The organism is Psychrobacter sp. (genome assembly GCF_035469765.1).
Lineage (GTDB): Bacteria > Pseudomonadota > Gammaproteobacteria > Pseudomonadales > Moraxellaceae > Psychrobacter.
Genome location: NZ_DATIRM010000152.1, coordinates 1 through 4489 on the forward strand (window position 1 = coordinate 1; position 4489 = coordinate 4489).

4 protein-coding genes and 1 pseudogene are annotated in these 4489 nt (G+C 43.2%); 4 read left to right on the forward strand and 1 reads right to left on the reverse strand.

The window, feature by feature from the left end; translation table 11 throughout:
- Positions 1 to 185 (reverse strand): annotated as a pseudogene (locus VLN09_RS04300) (two-component sensor histidine kinase); the annotation flags it as partial.
- A 134-nt stretch (positions 186 to 319) separates the two neighbouring features.
- Here VLN09_RS04300 and rimO point away from each other — a divergent pair.
- The 4 genes from rimO to uppS form a co-directional block, all read left to right on the forward strand.
- The gene (gene rimO, locus VLN09_RS04305) at positions 320 to 1930 is read left to right on the forward strand and encodes a 30S ribosomal protein S12 methylthiotransferase RimO (protein ID WP_325244021.1); all 1611 of its coding nucleotides are present in this window, start codon (positions 320 to 322) and stop codon (positions 1928 to 1930) included.
- 183 nt (positions 1931 to 2113) lie between these two features.
- On the forward strand, positions 2114 to 2839 hold the full coding sequence (gene pyrH, locus VLN09_RS04310) for a UMP kinase (RefSeq protein ID WP_011514039.1): 726 nt from the start codon (positions 2114 to 2116) through the stop codon (positions 2837 to 2839).
- Between the two features lie 127 nt (positions 2840 to 2966).
- On the forward strand, positions 2967 to 3521 hold the full coding sequence (gene frr / locus VLN09_RS04315; RefSeq protein ID WP_325244025.1) for a ribosome recycling factor: 555 nt from the start codon (positions 2967 to 2969) through the stop codon (positions 3519 to 3521).
- A 220-nt stretch (positions 3522 to 3741) separates the two neighbouring features.
- On the forward strand, positions 3742 to 4489 hold a 748-nt coding region (gene uppS / locus VLN09_RS04320), incomplete at its 3' end, for a polyprenyl diphosphate synthase (RefSeq protein ID WP_325244027.1).

The window sequence follows — 4489 nt, forward strand, 5'->3', positions numbered from 1 at the left end:
GCAAGTAGCATCAATATAGACTGGTTAAGCAAGCGTCCGCTACTGATCGCTAGTAACTGCTCAGCTTGGGTGTTTAGCCAACTAATAGACAATTCATCGTTGACCCACAAGATAGCCGTAAACAAATGCTGTGAGATAAAGGCTAAGTCAGGCGTTGGTTTTGCGCTTATAAAATCAGCGGTCATGAGTAATACCTAGATAAATAGAGGCTCGATATAATATTTAACCATAAATCAACACTATAGAGCGGCAAAACTGGCGATTTTTGCAAAAAAAACGTACAATGCGCACAGCCAATTTATCTCTAGCAAGGTTAGCCATGCCCAATATTTCTACCGAGTCCGTTAATACGACTATTGCCCCTTCACAGCCAGCTTCTACATCATCAGCTTCTATGCCAAAAGACACTGCCACTCTCTTTAATCCTGCTAAGCCGACAGCAACGCCCGCGCAAAGCTCGACGGACAGTGTTCAACCTTACCATCATAAAGCCAATCATAATCAAAATCGTAGTGTCGAGCAAAGCAGTGAGGTAGTTTCAGCAGCGTCAACTAAAGCGACAGCAGCAACGACCAACGCACCTGTTAATGTTGCACCGAAGATTGGGTTCGTGTCACTTGGTTGTCCAAAAGCCTTGGTCGATAGTGAGCGTATTATCACAGAGCTTAGCCGTGATGGCTATCAAGTAGCCAGTGATTATGAAGGCGCAGACTTAGTAGTGGTCAATACTTGCGGCTTTATTGAGTCAGCGGTACAAGAGTCGCTCGATGCCATCGGTGAGGCTATCAGCAAAAACGGTAAAGTTATCGTGACGGGCTGTTTGGGTAAAGAAGCGGATAAAATTCGTGAAATGCACCCTGCCGTACTAGCCGTGACTGGCGCTCATGCTTATGATGAAGTTATTAGAGCAGTGGCACTACATGTGCCCAAGCCTGATCGCAGTTTGGATGCCAGTTATGATCCAAAAATAGATTTGATTAATGAGGCGGGTATCAAGTTAACCCCAAGCCATTATGCCTACTTAAAAATATCAGAAGGCTGTAATCACCGTTGCACGTTCTGCATCATCCCAAGTTTACGTGGTGATTTGGTGTCGCGTCCGATTGATAGTGTGATGAACGAAGCGCTGGCGCTGAAAAAAGCGGGCGTGAAAGAGTTACTAATTATTTCGCAAGATACCTCTGCTTATGGGCTGGATTTAAAATACAAAACCAGCTTTTGGAATGGTATGCCGCTGAAGTCTAAGTTTTATGACTTATGCCAAGCGTTAAACGATTTAGGTATTTGGGTGCGTCTGCACTATGTTTATCCATATCCACATGTGGATAAAGTCGTTGAGTTAATGGGCGAGAAAAAGCTATTACCGTATTTGGATATCCCTTTCCAACATGCCAGTCATCGCATCCTAAAAGCCATGAAACGCCCTGCGCATAGCGAAAATACTTTGGCACGTATTCACGCATGGCGTGAGATTTGTCCTGATATCGTCATTCGCTCAACGTTCGTCGTTGGCTTCCCTGGTGAAACTGAAGAAGATTTTCAATGCCTGCTTGATTGGTTAGTTGAAGCCCGCCTTGATCGCGTTGGTGCATTCACCTATTCTGAAGTTGAAGGTGCGGTCGCCAATGACTTGCCAAATCATGTACCAGAAGACGTTAAACAAGAGCGCTATGAGCGCTTGATGGCACTACAGCAAGATATCTCAGCACAAAAACTGCAAGAGAAAATTGGCAAGACTTTAATGGTCTTGGTTGATGAAATAGATGCAGAAGAGGGCGTTGCGATTTGCCGTAGTTATGCTGATGCGCCTGAAATTGACGGTCATGTCTATGTCGATGATATTGACACTCAGGTCAAAGTTGGTCAGTTCTTAACCGTCACTATCGACGATGCTAGCGAATATGACTTATTTGCCAGCTATAAAGCTTAAAGCTTCCACATAATATGTCAGTGAAAATTGCCCAACAGTGGGCAGTTTTTGCTACAATTAGCGCAATTTGACTGTTGTAACTGCTTATTATTCAGTATCGCACTAGCGTCAAGTCTCAAAGCAAACTCTATTTGTATTTTACCGATAACTTTAATTATAATTTAATGCTAACAAGGTGACCTCATGTCTGACAAAAACCCGCGTTATTCTCGTATCTTGCTAAAACTCTCTGGTGAAGCCTTAGCCGGTACTAAAGATATGGGTATTGATACCGAAGTTCTTGATAAGATGAGCTTGTCTATTGCTCATTTGCGCGGACTTGGTGTACAAGTGGGTATTGTGGTTGGCGGTGGTAACTTATATCGCGGTGCGCAGTTACAAAAAGAGGGTTTGGTCGGCCGCGTTACAGGCGATCAAATGGGTATGCTTGCAACCGTTATGAACGGTCTTGCAATGCGTGATGCGCTTGAGCGCCGTAATATCAAAACGCGCCTAATGTCAGCCTTGCCAATCGGTGAAGTCACTGAAAGTTATAGCAGTCGTAATGCGATTCGTTATCTTAAAAACGGCGAAGTATGCATTTTTGTTGCCGGTACAGGCAACCCATTCTTTACCACAGATACCGCTGCTTGTTTACGTGGTATTGAAATCGAAGCGGGTTTGATATTAAAAGCCACCAAAGTAGACGGCGTTTACGATAAAGACCCAAGCCTACATTCTGATGCGGTTAAGTACGATGGTTTAACTTTTGATGAAGTGTTAGAGCAAAAACTTGGCGTGATGGATTTAACCGCCATTGCATTATGCCGTGAGCACGATGTGCCATTGCAAGTTTTTGATATGAATAAGCCCAATGCCTTATTAAATGTTGTGATGGGTGAGAATGAAGGCACACGCGTCTATCATTAGTGTCGCACACAAAAACATAACAAAAGATAAGTGAAATCAAGACGATTAACTTATCTGTGAAAATACCTGAATAGTTTTTATAATAAACAATAAATGATTTATCGGTATCGATAAATAAGGATACATAGTGATTAATGAGATTAAGCAAGACGGCGAAGCACGCATGCAAAAAACCTTGGAAGCGCTTGAAAGCACTTTTAGCAAAGTTCGTACGGGACGCGCGCATCCAGGTATGTTATCAGGCGTGATGGTCAGCTATTACGGCTCTGCTACGCCGCTAAACCAAGTAGCGAGCGTCAACGTTGAAGATTCACGTACTTTACTGGTGCAGCCGTTTGACCGTACCATGGTACAAGCAATCGACAAAGCCATTCGCGAAGCAGACTTAGGTCTAAATCCAATGACTGCTGATGTGATTCGTGTGCCTATGCCAGCATTAACCCAAGAGACGCGCCGTGATATGCAAAAATTGGCACGTGGGGAAGCAGAAAACAGCCGCGTTTCTATTCGCAATATCCGCCGTGATATGATGAATGATATTAAAGAGTTAGCAAAAGAGAAAGAAATTTCAGAAGATGATGAGCGCCGTGCCAGTGATGACATTCAAAAAATCACTGACAAATACATTGAAACCATCGATAGCCGTCTGAGCAAAAAAGAAAGCGATTTAATGGAAGTATAAGTACGCTTTTCTGCTATCAAAAATGATGCGCTATCAATATGTTATTTTCTAGAATCAGTCACTTAAAACAAACAGCCAGTATCATATTGCTATTGGCTGTTTGTTGTCGTATAGACGATTAAGTATTTTATATCATTGCCATATAAAATATGTGCTAGGATTTTTATATAGCGTGTCGTGCATTATGATTATTTTACCCCAACAACAAGCAAGTTAGCCTATGACTATGTCAGATACTTTAGATCCAGCCCTTCTTCCACGTCACATTGCTGTCATCATGGACGGTAACAATCGTTATGGTAAACTCAATAATTTGGCTAAAGGTCAGGGGCACATAGCTGGCAAAGACGCACTAGACCCTATTGTTGAGTATTGCGTCAGTACGGGCATTGAGGTTTTAACAGTATTTGCTTTTTCAAGTGAAAATTGGCAGCGACCACCAAGCGAGGTGGCATTGCTGATGCATTTGCTGAGCTTAACCATCAATGAACAAATGCCTCGTATGGTTAAGTACCATATTCGTCTGCGTTTTATCGGTGACCGCAGTCAGCTAAGTGAAGACTTGCAATTATTGATGGCAGATGCTGAACAAAAAACAGCGGACTTTGAGGCGATGACATTGGTCATTGCTATCAGTTATGGTGGAAAGTGGGATATTGCTCATGCCGCCAAGCAACTGATAGAGCAGGTGCAAGCAGGTCATTTGGCAGTAGAAGATATTAATAAAGAGCAGCTTGGCAAATATGTACAATTGGCAGATGCGCCAGAAGTAGACATGCTGATACGTACTGGCGGTGAGTACCGTCTCTCGAACTTCTTATTGTGGCAATCAGCCTATGCAGAGTTGTTCTTTACCCCAACGCTGTGGCCAGATTTTAGTGTCGATGAGCTTGCTGCTATGCTGGAGGATTTTGCTCAACGTCAACGCCGCTTTGTTAAAACCAGTGAGCAAGTAGCGACTGCACAGC

What these genes read in the sequence shown, in the direction of transcription:
- pyrH (WP_011514039.1), top strand. Translation starts at nt 2,114, where the DNA reads ATGTCTGACAAAAACCCGCGTTATTCTCGTATCTTGCTAAAACTCTCT.
- rimO (WP_325244021.1), top strand. Translation starts at nt 320, where the DNA reads ATGCCCAATATTTCTACCGAGTCCGTTAATACGACTATTGCCCCTTCA.